Source organism: Rikenella sp. (assembly GCF_056799795.1).
Genome location: NZ_JBQIQO010000005.1, coordinates 15,544 through 29,576 on the forward strand (window position 1 = coordinate 15,544; position 14,033 = coordinate 29,576).

Genomic DNA, 14,033 nt, shown 5'->3' on the forward strand with positions numbered 1-14,033 from the left:
AAAATCCTGAATATTTTGTTGTCTCAAAGATATAGACTGATTCGCGTAATAAATGCGGAATCGATCACCGTAACAGAACCCGTTCGATCTCTTCGACCTGTTGCCGGATAATCTTGTCCGTCTCGATCAAGTTCGGAATCGTTTTGCAGGCATGCAAAACCGTGGCATGGTTCTTTCCTCCCAAAGCCAATCCAATCCCGGAGAGTGGGGTCTTCGTATGCCGTTTGCAGAGGTACATGGCAATCTGTCTCGCCTGCGCCACCTCGCGTGTGCGTTGTGCCGACAAAAGTACAGACTTGTCGATTTTCAATGTAGAGCAGGTCAATTCGATAATGGAATCCACCGTAATCTCCCTCGTCTCGATCTTCACGATGTCCCGCATCACATTTTTGGTCAGCTCCAGCGTAATCTGCTTCCCGAGCAAGCGCGAATGCGCTTCCAACGAGGTCAAAGCCCCTTCGATCTCCCGCACATTGGCTTTGATGTTCTGCGCCAAAAAGTGAATCACCTCCTCGTCCACCTCCAGTCCCATCCGTCCGCACTTGTGGCGGATGATTTCGATTTTAGTGGCCGTATCCGGCACGGTAAGCTGTGCCGACAATCCCCATTTGAATCTGGTAATCAGCCGTTCTTCGATATCCGTCAACTCCACCGGCGGCCGATCCGAAGTGAGAATCAGCTGTTTTCCCAGCATCCTGAGATGACTGAATATGTTGAAGAAGATATTTTGCGTCCCCGGCTTCCCTGCGAGTTCCTGAATGTCGTCGATAATCAGCACGTCGATCATCTGGTAGAACTGGATGAAGTCGTTGAGTTCCCCCCGCCAAGCCGCGGTCTGGAACTGGCTCTGGAACCGGTTTGCGCTGACATAAAGCACCTTGCACTCCTGATCCCGTTCTTTGATGGCCCATCCGATCGCCTGTGCGATATGGGTCTTCCCGAGACCCGACCCCCCGTAGATAAAGAGCGGGTTGAACGAAGTCTTCCCCGGCGCCACGCTAATGGATATCCCCGCCGATCTGGCCAGCCGGTTGCAGTCTCCTTCGATATGGTTTTCGAAGGTCAGTTCCGGATTGAGTTGCGGATCGACCGTCTCGCGTTTGATCCCCGGAATAATAAACGGGTTCTTGATCGTCGAGGTGTCGGTCTGACTATATAAAGATGCGTTGCTACTATTCCCCGTCCCCTGTTGTCCTTTCGGATGGGCGGTGGGAATGGCGTAGTGCAGCCTGGTTTTCACCCCGAACTCTTCGCGGATAATCGGTCGCAGCATCGAGATGTAGTTCTGCTCGATATACCGCACATGGCCCTGATCCGGCACCCGCACACGGAGATTCTCTCCGTCGAAGCTCAACGGAACCATCGGCTTGAACCATTTGACGAACTCATCGTCCGAGGTCTGACGCTTGATCAGACTCAGACAATGTTGCCAAATGGCGTGATACCGCTCTTCTAAAATCTCGCCCGAAGCCATGAGTGATGAGTGAAAAAACAGGTCTTTCCGAACAGGGAAATTTCCCCTTTCAGCAGTGCAAAAGTGAGTAATAAATCGGAATAAAAAAAACATCCGGGAGTTGTTTTTTTTGAATGTTTGATTATGCCCGTTTCGGCCTTTTCGACAACCGTTTGGTAATAGCCGATTTAAGGATTGGTGGGTGAATTTTTTGTAGATGTAAAAATTTTATTCGACTGAAAATCATTCTATTGTTTGATTTTTAAATTCTTTTCTTTTTGGTCTTCAGCGCATTGGGAGACGGCGAAAAAATGGCGGCCGGGGCGGCGACGGTTCGGGGTGGATTTCGGGGGCGAAAAGGGTTTTCGAACCGGGGGTTGCGGGTTCGGAGAAAAACGCTAAATTTGTAGGGAGCTAAGGGGAGGTTTCGAGCGAAAACGAAGAATTTTTAAACCCACGATATTATGGAAAATCAGGTAGACAAAACGGTGATCGAACGGGCACAGCAGTGGCTCGACGGCGGATTCGACGAGGCGACCAAGGCGGAGGTGCGCCGGATGATGGAAAACGACCCGAAGGAGTTGACGGAGTCGTTCTATCGGACGCTGGAGTTCGGAACGGGCGGTTTGCGTGGGATTATGGGGGTGGGGACGAATCGGATGAATGTCTATACGGTGGGGATGGCGACGCAGGGGCTGGCGAACTACCTGAAAAAGTCTTTCCCGGGACAGGAAATCAAGGTGGCGGTGGCGCATGACTGTCGGAACAACAGCGACCTGTTTGCCAAGACCACGGCGGATGTCTTTGCTGCCAATGGCTTTACGGTCTATCTGTTCGACGCGCTGCGGCCGACGCCGGAGCTCAGTTTCGCGATCCGCTATTTGGGGTGTATGAGCGGTGTGGTGGTGACGGCGTCGCACAATCCGAAGGAGTACAACGGGTATAAGGCCTATTGGAACGACGGGGCGCAGGTGATTGCGCCGCATGATAAGAATATCATCAACGAGGTGAATAAAATCTCGGACGTGTCGCAGGTCAAATTCTCGGGAGCGGAGGCGGCCGGGGGGCGTATCGTGATGATCGGCGACGAGGTGGATAAGGCTTATCTGGATATGATCGCGGGGTTGTCGGTGTCGCCGGAGGCGGTGCGGGCCAATAAAGGGATGGGGATTGTCTATACGCCGATTCACGGGACGGGGGTGCGGCTGGTGCCGGAGTCTCTGGCGCGGTACGGGTTCGAAAATGTGATCCATGTGCCGGAACAGGACGTGAATGACGGGAATTTCCCGACCGTGGTGTCGCCCAATCCGGAGGAGCCGTCGGCGCTGAAGCTGGCGCTGGCCAAGGCGGACGAGACGGGGGCCGATCTGGTGATCGCGACCGACCCGGATGCCGACCGGATCGGGATTGCGGTGCGGCAGTCTTCGGAAGACGGGGGCGGGATGCTGTTGCTCAATGGGAACCAGACGGGGACGTTGCTCACCTATTATCTGCTGGAGCGGTGGAAGGAGCTGGGGCGGTTGCATCCGAACGGGGGAAAGGAGTTTGTGGTGAAGACGGTGGTGACCACGGAATTGATAGCCCGGATTGCGGCTTCGTTCGGGGTGGAGTGCTATGATGTGCTGACGGGCTTCAAGTTCATCGCGGCGGTGATTCGCGAAAACGAGGGCAAGAAGCAGTTTATCGGCGGGGGCGAGGAGAGCTACGGCTACTTGGTGGGGGATTCGGTGCGAGACAAGGATGCGGTGGCGAGTGCGTCGATGGTGGCCGAGTGTGCGGCGTGGGCGAAACATACGGGGAAGGGATCGCTGCTGGATTTGCTGAAGGCGATTTACGTGAAGTACGGTTTCTTCAAAGAGGGGCTGGTGTCGGTGGTGCGCAAGGGGAAGGAGGGACAGGAGGAGATTCGGCAGATGATGGCGGATTTCAGAGCGACTCCGCCGACTTCGCTGGCGGGTTCCCGGGTGGTCGAGGTGCGTGATTACCAGGGGCAGTATAAAATTGTCAATGGCGTGAGGGAGGCGATGGATCATCTGCCGAAGTCGGACGTGTTGCAGTTCGTGACCGAGGATTCGACGATCGTTTCGGTGCGGCCGAGCGGTACGGAACCGAAGATCAAGTTCTACTTCGGGGTGCGGGAGCCGCTCGCGGATGTAGCGGCTTATGATGCGGTGAATGCGCAGCTGGGCGAGAAGATCGAACGCATCAAACGGGAGTTGAAGCTGGTCTGACACTTTCCCACTCATGACGGAACTGACTTTTCTGGGCACCGGCACCTCGCAGGGGGTGCCGATGATCGGATGCCGCTGCGGGGTTTGTGTCTCGTCGGATCGGCGGGATCGGCGGCTGCGGTCGTCGGTGCTGGTGACGGCGGAGAACGGGGCGCGGATCGTGATCGATACGGGGCCGGATTTCAGGTATCAGATGCTCCGGGCCGGGGTGGCGGGGATCGAGGCGATCCTCTATACGCACGGGCATATGGATCATGTGGGAGGGATGGACGATGTGCGGGGGTTCAACTATGCGATGGGACGGGCGGTGGATGTCTGGTGCGAACCGCGGGTGGAGGAGACGCTGCGGCGGGTGTTCGACTATGCTTTCGCGGAGCCGAAGTATCCGGGGGTGCCGGAGGTGGTTTTGCATTCGATTCGCTCGACGGACGAGGCGTTCGATGTGCACGGGGTGCGGGTGATGCCGGTGCGGGGGATGCACTATCGGTTGCCGGTATTGGGGTATCGGATCGGGAATATCTGTTATCTGACGGATATGAATGCGATTGAACCGGAGGAGATCGAAAAGTTCAGGGGGGTGGATATCTTGGTGGTCAATGCGTTGCGTAGGGAATCGCATCTCTCGCATTTTACGCTCGACGAGGCGTTGGCGGTGATCGAGGCTGCGAAGCCGGGGCGGGCTTATCTGACCCATGTTTCGCATCAGTTGGGGTTTTATGAACAGGTGAGCCGGGAGCTGCCGAAGGGGGTGTTTCTGGCTTATGACGGGCTGACGGTCAGGGCGTGATTTTGTGTGTGGCTTGAGTGCAGCTCCATCCTGTTGGGTAGAGGCTGCCACAGCGAAACGCAGTTTCGCCCGTCCACGGGACGTGGGGCCCGCGCGGCCTGAGCGCAGTTCCCTCCAACTAAACCGCGCGCCGTCGCCTAAAGAAGCGATTCCGCGATTTCGGCGGTAGCCGAATATAGCTGAATCGCGCAGGCGCGCGAACAGAGAATTGGGGTAGAGGCGGCCTTTATTGTTTTGAAGCAGCCGCACGCCCCGCCTAAAGGAGCGATTCAACTATTTCGGCGGTGAGCCGAATATAGATGAATCGCGCAAGGCGCGCGAAAATGCGGCGGAGCGACAGCGGAGCCGCAGTAAGGCGGACACGGGGCGGAGAACTGGGCTTTGCTTTGGGCTGTGCTTGTTCTTCAGGCGGGAAAACCGATTTCGGTTTTTCCGCCGCGCCGGGCCGAGTTTTGGGCTGGAATTTGGGTGGTGAGTTGAGCTGTGCTGGTGGCCGGGCATTTGTCCGAGCTTTTGCGACTCGCAGAGTCGCGCAGTTCGCTGCCACCCCGCGCGGCGGGCTGCAACTCGTCGGAGCTCGTTGCATTCACCGCTGGCGGCGAACTATTATAGGTCGAGGATGAATCTTGCGGAATGGGGCGGTGAATGGTGTGTTGCTTTTGCGACCCATAGGTCGCCGACTTTGTCGCCCAAGCCGCTATGCGGCTTCGGGGGATGGGCGACAGGCCGAACTTGGCCGATTTGGGCGGTGCTGGTGGCGGAGTTCTTGCGACCCAACGGGTCGCAACTGCAATGCCTCATTTACCAACCAACTATCGGTTTCGGCTGTGTGCTCCGGAGGTGGGCCAAAGGCCGAAACCCCCAATGAGGCTGCCAACAAAACGCCCCGGGCTACCGGGTCACACGGGCGTTCAAGGTACGCTGGGGCGCGCCGGCAACTACGGGGGCTGTTGGGCATCCGCCACGAGCGGCATTCTCGGTATGGACTTGAATTTCCATGCGGCGTACCTCGTCGCCAGCCATTCGGACTACCGTGGCTACGGTTTTCAGTTGCGTTGCCTCTCGGAATAAACGGAACGGAGAAAATACGATTTTTTCAGAAAAACAAAGAGATACATGGATTTCAAAAACAAAGTCGTCGTCGTGACAGGAGCGTCGTCGGGGATCGGAGAGGCTCTGGCCCGGCGGTTCGCAGCTTTGGGAGCGCACGTGGTTGTCGGAGCGCGGACGGTGGACAAACTGGAAGCTGTGGTGAGCGGATTGCCCACGGAAGGGGAGGCGGTGGCGTGCGACGTGACGCGCGAGGAGGATTGCCGACGGTTGATCGATAGAGCCGTGGAACGATTCGGCAGGATCGATGTGCTGGTCAATAATGCCGGTATTTCGATGCGCGCTTTGTTCGACGATGTGGATTTGGACGTGCTGCGCAGGTTGATGGATACCAACTTTTGGGGGGCGGTTTATTGTACGAAATATGCACTGCCTTACATTCAATGCGCTCGGGGGAGTATCGTCGGGATTTCGTCGGTGGCCGGTTTTCACGGGCTGCCGGGACGGACGGGCTATTCGGCGTCGAAATATGCAATGCACGGCTTGTTGGAGACGGTGCGGATCGAGAACCTGAAGAAAGGAGTGCACGTCTTGATCGTGGCTCCGGGCTTTACGGCGTCGAACGTCCGGTTTGCGGCGCTCACGGCGGACGGGTCGCAGCAGGGAGTGTCGCCGCGCGAAGAGGGGAAGATGATGACGGCGGACGAGGCGGCGCGGCGGATCATCAAGGCGATCGGTCGGCGGAAACGGACGCTCTTGATGGATTTCGACGGCAAAGGAACGCGGATTCTGAAATTTTTTGTGCCGGGGTTGCTGGACAAGATCTATTACCGGCACATGGCGAAAGAACCGGATTCGCCTTTTAAGTAGTCGAGCATACGATGATATAATAGAAGACCGAGAAAATATGTTGAAAGCGGGAGATAAAGCGCCGGATTTCAAAGCGGCGGATCAGAACGGGAATATTGTATCTTTGTCCGGCCTGTTGGCGGAGGGGAAACGGGTTATCCTCTATTTTTACCCGAAGGACAATACGCCGGGGTGTACGGCCGAGGCGTGCTCGCTCCGGGACGGCTATGCCGAACTTTCGAAACGGGGGTTCGTTGTCGTGGGGGTGAGTGCGGACAGTGTGGCCTCGCATCTGAAATTCAGAGAGAAACACCAGCTTCCGTTCACCTTGCTGGCGGATGCCGACCATGCGATTGCGGAGGCATACGGAACGTGGGGCGAGAAACGTTTTATGGGAAGAACGTACATGGGGATGATTCGGACGACTTTTGTGATCGGTACGGACGGAGTGATCGGGCAGGTGTTCGAAAAGGTGGATACCAAACGCCATTTCGAACAGATATTGGAGTGGGTGGAGGGCGAAGAGGGCCCTCTCCTGTCTGTTTATTCCGAGAGGCAACGCAACTGAAGACCGTAGCCGCGGCTGTTAGCCAGGCTGGAGCCGATCCAGTCCACGCTGAAATGCAAGCTCAATCCGAGGGTGCTGTTCGTCGAGGATATCCAGCTGTAACCGTAACGACCGCCGTCGTTCAGTATACCCGTATTCCGATTGCGGCAGCCCGGGGCGGCGGAAAAGCGATCGAATATTTCAAAAGAGAACATAAATAACCTCAATGTTTTTTGTCTGAAAAATAAATAGTTGATAATTACATAATAAGAACAATGGCAGAAGAAAAAGAAAAAGCAGCGGCGCCGGCAAAGGCGGCAGCTAAGACGGCAGGGAATAAACGACCGGAAATTCCGGCCGAGAAACTCAAGGTGTTGCAGGCGGCGATGGATAAGTTGGAGAAGGATTTCGGCAAAGGGTCGATTATGCGGATGAGCGACCATGTGGTCGAAGATGTGCCCGTAATCTCGTCCGGGTCGATCGGGTTGGACATCGCTTTGGGGATCGGGGGATATCCGCGGGGACGGATCGTGGAAATCTATGGGCCGGAATCGTCGGGGAAGACGACGCTCGCGATCCATGCGATCGCCGAAGCGCAAAAGGCAGGCGGGATTGCCGCATTTATCGATGCGGAACACGCTTTCGACCGTTTTTATGCAGAAAAACTGGGAGTGGACGTCGATAACCTCCTGATTTCGCAGCCGGATAATGGGGAACAGGCGTTGGAGATTGCCGACCACCTGATTCGGTCGAGCGCGATCGATATCGTCGTCATCGACTCGGTGGCGGCGCTGACGCCGAAGTCGGAAATCGAAGGCGATATGGGAGAAGCGAAGGTGGGGTTGCAGGCGCGTTTGATGTCTCAGGCGCTGCGTAAACTGACGGGGAGTATCAGTAAGACCAATACGTTGTGCATCTTTATCAACCAGTTGCGTGATAAGATCGGGGTGGTGTACGGGAATCCGGAGACGACAACGGGGGGGAATGCCTTGAAGTTCTATTCGTCGATTCGGGTGGATGTGCGCAAGGGGACGTCGCTCAAGGATGGCGACGAGGCGATGGGGAATCGCACGAAGGTCAAAATCGTGAAAAACAAAATGGCGCCGCCGTTCAGACGGGCCGAGTTCGACATCGTTTTCGGCGAGGGGATTTCCAAAATCGGTGAAATGATCGACTGGGGGGTGGAGTTCAATATCATCAAGAAGAGCGGTTCCTGGTTCTCGTACGGGGATCGTAAGTTGGCTCAGGGACGCGAAGCGGTCAAGGCGATTTTGATGGAAGACGCGGAGCTGGCGCAGGAGATCGAAGAAAAGGTGCGTGCAGCTTTGGCGGAGGCGGACAAGTAGTTTGTTATTCATGTTCTTGAAGATTCGAGGGTGCGATTCTCTGACAGAGAATCGCACCCTTGAATCTTACAGGATGTTGGTTGTGTAGGCTTGTGGGCTGTGGTTGTTGGGACGAAGCGGTCGTTACTACTTTCTTGGGGCCGAGGCTGTCATTTGCCCACCGCTGGCCCGCGGCCTGTTTATTCCGAGAGGCAACACAACTGAAAACCGTAGCCACGACCGTTCGTGCCGCTGGGAACGAGCCACGGTACGCTGAGTCCCAAGTGCATGCCGTTGACGCTGCTGATTGTGGACGACCAGTTGTATCCGCTGAGGCCGACACTGAGCAGCGCGCCTGAGTAAGCATAGCGGAAGCCCGGGGCGCGCCGTTCGGCGCTCGAACCGGCCCGCCTCGGTTTCAATTTGGGGTAGAGGCTGCCGGTAAAACGCCCTATGGGCGTGTTTATTCCGAGAGGCAACGCAACGGATAACCGCCGGCACGCCAACTGAGACGCTCGGGCTCGACCGTGCCGACATTGAATACCAACCTATTGCCCCGGATATCCGCCGCCGAGACGGCCCAAGACGAACCCTCGTTGCCGATGCCGTCCAGCGCGCCCGTAGTGCTGCTGCGGTAGCCCGGGGCGGGAAAAACGGGGGATGAGAATGATGAAATGTAGTTCTGAATAGAAAAAATTAATATTTTTTGTGATTTTAAAATAATGTAAATCAGGTATTTGTGAATTTTTATTTGTATTTGTTCGGTGTGAATGCAGAGAATGGCACAATAGTTGTTTATGTAGTTGCAGGCAGGCTCAGGGAGCTGCTGAGAAAAACAATCATTAAAAATAAAAACAGAATACGATATGCGCTCTTCAGTTTTCACTCAGGCAAACGACACGCTGATCAAAAAGGCAAAAAGACAACTCGCCGAAGCGAGCAAATATCTCAATCAGGGGGATGGCGATCGGGCATTCTATCTCTTCAGTTGTTCGGTGGAGAACAGTTGCGGGCGGCTGGAGCCGATGCTCAGAAAATATGCGACGCAGACCCATTTTACGGCGGAACAGTTGCAGCGGATCGGCGAACAATCGGATGCGGTGACCGAGTTGTTGCAGGCCATCGAACCGGATGATGAAAAACTGGATGTGCTGTATGATTTTCTGGCGGATTCTGAACGGGAAGCAGATGGGTATCAGCGGTTTCTTTATCGCCAAATGATTCTGAGTTTTATTGCCGGGATTGATAATCGGCCGGTTGCAGCGGCTGGGATGGCTTCGGCGGATCGTTTGGAAAAGGCGTTGGACCTGAAATTTGCGCTGGGAGCCTATCTCGAAACTTTTATCGCTTATCAGGAGTGGTGTCTGAACTTTGCCGAACGGCACGTGGTGTTGCCGGAAGAGATGAGAAGAACGCAACGCGGCGCCCGGTTTCACAAAGGTATGGCGATGGGCGTGAGCGCCTAAAGCGAGAATATTACTCCATCGAAGAGCATATAATTAAGGTATATTCTTGTTTATCAGGCGACCGATCCTTTAAAGGATCGGTCGCCTTTCTTTTTGCGGGTGGGGGCGACCGGGCGGGTGTGTCGTCCGTTTATTCCGAGAGGCAACGCAATTGAAAACCGTAGGCGCGGTAGTTCGCGTAGCTGGGCCCGAGCCACGTCACAGTGAAATCGACAAATAATCCGTCAGCGTCGTGGATTGAAGACGAGTAACTATATCCATTGCTGCCGCAACCTCTTATTACACCCTCGAAATTTGTACGGCCAGGATCGCGGTAGCCCGGGGCGCGATCTGGTGGTTTGTTGGTGCGTTGTTGGTCGATATTTTTAATATTAAAACTCTATTTTTTTTTTTTTGATTTTTATGGTGGATTTTAGATGGATTCTTTTATCTTTGTAGGTGAGGGTATGGGAGGTGGAAAAACAATGGAGGATTACAGGATGAAGTCTTTGCTTTTGTTGGTGTTTCTGGGTGCCGGAATCGTCGGGGCGAGGGCGGCGGATCTCGTCAAGGGGCGGGTGTACCTGAAAAACGGAACGGTGGTGGAGTGTACGGGAAACGATCGGATAGAGTTGCCCAAACGGTCGGGGCGGTTGAAAATTTGGCGCGATGCTTTCCTCAAGACTAAAGATAAGGAGTGGATAGAACCGGAGGAGGTCGATTCGATAGTCTGCTGGCACGTTCGGACGCCGGAACATCCCCGGCGATTCGTTTATGCGGAGCGGCCGGGATGGATGTGGGTCTATTTTACGACGCCGTATATGCAGGCGTGCGTCTATGCGAGGAAGGGATATGGGATCGATACGAACGGCGGAATACAGGTGTGGCAGCGGCGGCGGGTATTCAGTCAGTCGCGGGTCGCTTATTTCCTGCGGAAGCGGGGCGAAGAGACATGGCGGGATATGGGCGGGATTAACCGCAGGTCGAAGGATCGGTTCCGGGAACGGATCGCACAGTATGTCGAGGATGATCCGGAACTGGCTCGACGGATTCTCCAATCGAGCATCGGGCGGGCGAAGACGGTGTTGATGTTGAGGGACTATTGTCCGATAATAAACCTGATGTCCAACGAATAAAGAATGCTTATGAAACGATTTATGCTATTTGCAGCGCTCTCGCTGGTGGCGTCGGGCGTTGATTTTCCGGAGGCGGCGGCCAAGAAAACGCAGGATCAGGAGTTCCGGCGGGTGGTGGTGACCCTCCGATCGGGGGATCGGGTTGAGGGATATGTGCACCGCGGGTGGCATGCCGAGTCGTCAATGTTCAAAAAGGAGAACTATTCGTTCAAGCTCGCGGAGACGCCGGATGCGAAAGAGAAAGAGCCGGTGAAATATACGGCCGAGGAGGTCGAGAGCGTCGAATATGTCGAGAAGACCGAAGGCAATCCGGACGGAATCCGGTGGGAGGCGCATCCGCTGGCGGCGCCCAGTATTGCCGATCGTTATCGTACGCTTCGGAGGTTGGTTTGCGTGAACAAGGAGGGGGAGAATGCCACCGCCTATTGGTGGAAGATATGGACGTTCGAGCAGACGGGAAATATTCAGCGGCGGGTGCTGAAGACCATGTACGGCGTCCGTTTCCACGATGATCCGGAGGGGATCGTTTATCCGTATATGTTCGTCAACACGGTATTGATGGACAAGCAGTATCCGGGATTGAAAGAGTTCTGCAAAAAGTGGTTCAAGGGGCCCGAAGGGAAGGCGCACAAGAAGGAGGCCAAGGAGGACGATGCGTGGGTGCTGGATATGTACGATGCCTATCTGGCGCAGCAGAAGGAACAGTAGGGGGTGGGCTTTGATGGGTTGATTTCCATTTGTTTATAGTAATTGGAGACAGTGCCGTGTCGCTCAGTTCTTGTCCGGTCGGACGGAATGGGCGATGCGGCTTTTTTAATGAAGAGGAGGGTAGGCGGGTGGAGCGTTTTTTTCGGAGAAAAGTGACATCTTTTGCGAAAAAATCGTATCTTAGAGTGGTGAAAACGATCCAATATGGCTGATTCTACCCCGATTCCGGCCGAGGCGACGGTGCCTGCGGCCGACAGTTACGACAAGAAGGACGAATGGATGGTGCAACAGCAGTTCGACGAGCTGTTGGAGTGCTGTGCGGCGATCTGTAAGAATGAGGAGGATTACGACCGAATCCGGAGCGCGTTCTATTTTGCCAACGAGGCGCACCGAGGGGTCAGGAGGAAGTCGGGGGAACCGTATATTACGCATCCGCTGGCGGTGGCGCGGATCGTGGTGACGGAGATCGGGCTGGGGGTCAAGTCGGTGCAGGCGGCTCTGCTGCACGATGTGGTCGAGGATACGGATTATACGGTGGAGGATATCGAACACCGGTTCGGACGGACGGTGGCGACGCTGGTGGACGGGCTCACGAAGCTGGCGGGGGCGTTCGCGCAGGATATTTCGAGTCAGGCCGAAAATTTCAAAAAGATGATACTCACGCTCTCGGACGATATCCGGGTGTGTCTGATCAAGATCGCCGACCGGCTCCACAACATGCGGACGCTGGGCTCGATGCCGAAGCACAAGCAGATGAAAATCGCTTCGGAGACGATCTATCTCTTTGCTCCGCTGGCACATCGGCTGGGGCTGTATCTCATCAAAACGGAGTTCGAGGATTTGAGCCTGAAGTACCGCTTTGCGGACGAGTACAACCAGATCAGCCAGAAACTGGCCGATACGGAGGTGCAGCGGTTGCAGTTCCTCGAAAAATTCAACCCGCCGATCATCGAGAAACTCAAGGAAAACAACATCGAGTTCGAGATTTCGGGGAGGGTGAAGTCGGTCTATTCGATCTGGAAGAAGATGAAACGGAAGCAGGTTTCGTTCGAGGAGATTTACGACCTGTTCGCCATTCGGATCGTCTTCAAACCCTCGCCGCTGATTCCCGAAAAATCGCAGTGCTGGCACCTCTATTCGCTCATTACCGATATCTATAAACCGAAACCGGACCGGATTCGGGACTGGGTCAACATTCCGAAGGCCAATGGGTATGAGGCGCTGCACTGTACGGTGATGGGGCCGGAGGGGGTGTGGGCCGAGGTGCAGATCCGGTCGGAGCGGATGAACGAGATTGCGGAGCGGGGATTCGCTGCGCATTGGAAATATAAGGCGGACGGGGCGGTGGCCGAGACCGACAAACGGAGCGAACGGGAGTTCGATCAATGGCTCGCGAAGCTCAGAGAGGCGCTCAATAGCCCGGCGGACGATGCGGTCGAGTTCATGGATAACTTCAAGATGAACTTGCAGGTCTCTGAAATCGTGGTCTTTACGCCGAGCGGAGAGGCGAGGACGATGCCGAAGGGGGCGACGGTGCTGGACTTTGCATACGACATTCACTCGAAAATCGGGAATCGTGCCATCGGAGCGAAGGTTAATTATAAGATTACGCCGCTCTATGCGGAGATTCATTCGGGGGATCAGATCGAGATTCTGACGTCGCAAAGTGCTCATCCTCAGGTCGAGTGGCTCGACCATATCACGACGGCGAAGGCGAGGGGGTATATCAAACAGTTCCTCAAACGGGACGGGGAGAATAATATCCGGCGGGGGCAGGAGCTTTTCGAGGCGGAGATGAAGAAACTCGGCGTGCCGTTGCAGGCGCGGGTCTTTCGGAAGGTCTTGCCGGCCTATCACTCTTCCAACAAGGACGAGTTTTACAGCAAATTGGGGGCGGGGATCATTTCGATCGACGGGCTGGATAAGATTCTGAAGCAGAATGCGGCGAGCAAGTTAATGAAATACTGGACGTTGCAGTTTCCGAATCCGTTCCGTTTCTTGGGCGGGGGAGCGTCGGAGGGGGGACATCGGGAGGAGGAGACGGCGGGGGACGGAGAGGAGTATCGGTATGTGATGGCGGAGTGTTGCAATCCGATTCCGGGAGACGAGGTGGTGGGGTTCAAAGGGGAGGACGGAACGGTGGAGGTGCATAAGAAAAATTGTCACCGGGCGGTGAAGTTGTCGGCGCAACATGGAGAACGGATTGTGCCGGCCAAGTGGTCGAGCGAAAAGGTGATGTCGTATCTGGCGGTGATCGAGGTGAGGGGGATCGACCGGCTGGGGATTCTGTACGACTTGGCGAAGATTATCAGCGGAGAGTTGAATATCAATATCCGGGAGTTGCATGTGCACAGCCACGACGGGATTTTCGAGGGGACGATCAGCCTCTATGTGCGGAACAGCGAAGACCTGAAACTGATTATGGATAAGGTGAAGGCGATCAAGGGGGTCGAAAAGGTGCATCGGACGGAGGCTTCGATGGTGGACTGAGAGCAGCTTGGG

General features: G+C 55.4%; 13 protein-coding genes. 9 read left to right on the forward strand and 4 right to left on the reverse strand.

The genetic code is table 11. The annotated features are described in order from the left end of the window. Positions 1-64 precede the first annotated feature (64 nt). On the reverse strand, positions 65-1,474 hold the full coding sequence (gene dnaA / locus ACTO3O_RS02235; RefSeq protein WP_297625524.1) for a chromosomal replication initiator protein DnaA: 1,410 nt from the start codon (positions 1,472-1,474) through the stop codon (positions 65-67). A gap of 443 nt (positions 1,475-1,917) precedes the next feature. On the opposite strand from dnaA, the gene ACTO3O_RS02240 reads away from it, so the two are divergent. The 4 genes from ACTO3O_RS02240 to bcp all read left to right on the forward strand — a co-directional run bounded on the left by ACTO3O_RS02240 (position 1,918) and on the right by bcp (position 6,938). After that, positions 1,918-3,684: a phospho-sugar mutase gene (locus ACTO3O_RS02240; RefSeq protein WP_297830893.1), complete on the forward strand. Its 1,767-nt coding sequence runs from the start codon at positions 1,918-1,920 to the stop codon at positions 3,682-3,684. A gap of 13 nt (positions 3,685-3,697) precedes the next feature. Next, a complete protein-coding gene (locus tag ACTO3O_RS02245; protein WP_297830895.1) occupies positions 3,698-4,471 on the forward strand; it encodes an MBL fold metallo-hydrolase in 774 nt (257 codons plus the stop codon). 1,116 nt (positions 4,472-5,587) lie between these two features. After that, entirely contained in the window at positions 5,588-6,391 is an 804-nt protein-coding gene (locus tag ACTO3O_RS02250) for an SDR family oxidoreductase (RefSeq protein ID WP_297829378.1), read from the forward strand. Between the two features lie 37 nt (positions 6,392-6,428). Beyond that, positions 6,429-6,938, forward strand: coding sequence for a thioredoxin-dependent thiol peroxidase (gene bcp / locus ACTO3O_RS02255; RefSeq protein WP_297829381.1), 510 nt, complete (start codon positions 6,429-6,431; stop codon positions 6,936-6,938). Here bcp and ACTO3O_RS02260 read toward each other — a convergent pair. Next, a complete protein-coding gene (locus ACTO3O_RS02260) occupies positions 6,914-7,132 on the reverse strand; it encodes a hypothetical protein (protein ID WP_297829384.1) in 219 nt (72 codons plus the stop codon). The two genes, bcp and ACTO3O_RS02260, sit on opposite strands and share 25 nt — an antisense overlap. Before the next feature lie 60 nt (positions 7,133-7,192). On the opposite strand from ACTO3O_RS02260, the gene recA reads away from it, so the two are divergent. After that, positions 7,193-8,263 carry a recombinase RecA gene (gene recA, locus ACTO3O_RS02265; protein WP_294591307.1) on the forward strand — a complete coding sequence of 357 codons (1,071 nt, stop codon included), beginning with the start codon at positions 7,193-7,195 and terminating at the stop codon, positions 8,261-8,263. A gap of 179 nt (positions 8,264-8,442) precedes the next feature. Here recA and ACTO3O_RS02270 read toward each other — a convergent pair whose 3' ends face one another. Together ACTO3O_RS02270 and ACTO3O_RS02275 are read right to left on the reverse strand one after the other, a co-directional pair. Continuing rightward, on the reverse strand, positions 8,443-8,664 hold the full coding sequence (locus ACTO3O_RS02270; protein ID WP_298080805.1) for a hypothetical protein: 222 nt from the start codon (positions 8,662-8,664) through the stop codon (positions 8,443-8,445). Between the two features lie 41 nt (positions 8,665-8,705). Continuing rightward, positions 8,706-9,128: a hypothetical protein gene (locus ACTO3O_RS02275; RefSeq protein WP_297829389.1), complete on the reverse strand. Its 423-nt coding sequence runs from the start codon at positions 9,126-9,128 to the stop codon at positions 8,706-8,708. Between ACTO3O_RS02275 and ACTO3O_RS02280 the strand changes: the two genes are divergently transcribed. The 4 genes from ACTO3O_RS02280 (at position 9,109) to ACTO3O_RS02295 (ending at position 14,021) form a co-directional block, all read left to right on the forward strand. Then, positions 9,109-9,708 (forward strand): hypothetical protein, encoded by a 600-nt coding sequence (locus ACTO3O_RS02280; protein ID WP_297625547.1) that lies wholly within the window; start codon positions 9,109-9,111, stop codon positions 9,706-9,708. The genes ACTO3O_RS02275 and ACTO3O_RS02280 overlap by 20 nt on opposite strands. A 479-nt stretch (positions 9,709-10,187) precedes the next feature. Next, positions 10,188-10,823: a hypothetical protein gene (locus tag ACTO3O_RS02285; RefSeq protein ID WP_297829392.1), complete on the forward strand. Its 636-nt coding sequence runs from the start codon at positions 10,188-10,190 to the stop codon at positions 10,821-10,823. A gap of 9 nt (positions 10,824-10,832) precedes the next feature. Continuing rightward, on the forward strand, positions 10,833-11,531 hold the full coding sequence (locus ACTO3O_RS02290) for a hypothetical protein (RefSeq protein WP_297829395.1): 699 nt from the start codon (positions 10,833-10,835) through the stop codon (positions 11,529-11,531). A gap of 204 nt (positions 11,532-11,735) precedes the next feature. Then, positions 11,736-14,021: a RelA/SpoT family protein gene (locus ACTO3O_RS02295; protein WP_482596405.1), complete on the forward strand. Its 2,286-nt coding sequence runs from the start codon at positions 11,736-11,738 to the stop codon at positions 14,019-14,021. The last annotated feature ends 12 nt before the right edge of the window (positions 14,022-14,033 follow it).

Coding starts and splice junctions, on each gene's coding strand:
- ACTO3O_RS02290 (WP_297829395.1), top strand. CDS start 10,833: ATGAAACGATTTATGCTATTTGCAGCGCTCTCGCTGGTGGCGTCGGGC.
- recA (WP_294591307.1), top strand. CDS start 7,193: ATGGCAGAAGAAAAAGAAAAAGCAGCGGCGCCGGCAAAGGCGGCAGCT.
- ACTO3O_RS02280 (WP_297625547.1), top strand. CDS start 9,109: ATGCGCTCTTCAGTTTTCACTCAGGCAAACGACACGCTGATCAAAAAG.
- bcp (WP_297829381.1), top strand. CDS start 6,429: ATGTTGAAAGCGGGAGATAAAGCGCCGGATTTCAAAGCGGCGGATCAG.
- ACTO3O_RS02245 (WP_297830895.1), top strand. CDS start 3,698: ATGACGGAACTGACTTTTCTGGGCACCGGCACCTCGCAGGGGGTGCCG.
- ACTO3O_RS02240 (WP_297830893.1), top strand. CDS start 1,918: ATGGAAAATCAGGTAGACAAAACGGTGATCGAACGGGCACAGCAGTGG.
- dnaA (WP_297625524.1), bottom strand. CDS start 1,474: ATGGCTTCGGGCGAGATTTTAGAAGAGCGGTATCACGCCATTTGGCAA.
- ACTO3O_RS02250 (WP_297829378.1), top strand. CDS start 5,588: ATGGATTTCAAAAACAAAGTCGTCGTCGTGACAGGAGCGTCGTCGGGG.
- ACTO3O_RS02260 (WP_297829384.1), bottom strand. CDS start 7,132: ATGTTCTCTTTTGAAATATTCGATCGCTTTTCCGCCGCCCCGGGCTGC.
- ACTO3O_RS02285 (WP_297829392.1), top strand. CDS start 10,188: ATGAAGTCTTTGCTTTTGTTGGTGTTTCTGGGTGCCGGAATCGTCGGG.
- ACTO3O_RS02295 (WP_482596405.1), top strand. CDS start 11,736: ATGGCTGATTCTACCCCGATTCCGGCCGAGGCGACGGTGCCTGCGGCC.